General features: G+C 25.0%; 1 protein-coding gene. It reads right to left on the bottom strand.

Going from position 1 to position 571, the window contains the following annotated elements:
- Positions 1 to 476: ParA family protein (locus BN346_RS04320; protein ID WP_034439866.1), on the bottom strand; the 476-nt coding region annotated here is incomplete at its 3' end.
- Positions 477 to 571: the final 95 nt, after the last annotated feature.

Below are 571 nucleotides of genomic sequence, written 5' to 3'. Positions count from 1 at the left end.
CCATCAAATGCAAAATCATCTATTTTAATTGGTACTAAAACATCATCACTACATACTAAAGAATTTATAGTAGATATATTAATATCTGGTGCATTATCTATTATTACAAAATCATATTTATCTTTTATTTTATCTAATGCATTTTTAAACCTTATTTGTTGTGGTCTTTGTTGGTCTAGTAATGCCTCTAAATTTGCTTTTAATAAATTCATATTAGTTGTTATAATATCTAAACCCTTATAATCTGTTCTTTGTATAACTTTATTTATGTCAATATTTCTCTTAGTCATAATAGTTTCTGTGCCTAAATGGTTATATGAATGCCTTTTAAAAAACTTAGATAAATTTCCTTGCTTATCATTATCTATAATTAAAACTTTGTATCCATGTTCTGCTGATAAAATATATCCAATGTTTGCAGTAGATATTGTTTTAGCTACTCCACCTTTTAAATTAATAATTGATATAACCTTCATTATATTTCATCCCCTTTTACATAATTCAAAAACATTGCACAAGTTCCTATTTCTATTCTGTACTCCTCTACATCATTTTTAGTTAAGTACTGTCT

The sequence above is a fragment of the Clostridium ihumii AP5 genome, assembly GCF_000612845.1.
Taxonomy (GTDB): Bacteria; Bacillota; Clostridia; order Clostridiales; family Clostridiaceae; genus Clostridium_J; species Clostridium_J ihumii.
Note: the sequence above shows the minus strand (reverse complement) of the source record. Positions and strands in the feature narration are given on the sequence as shown.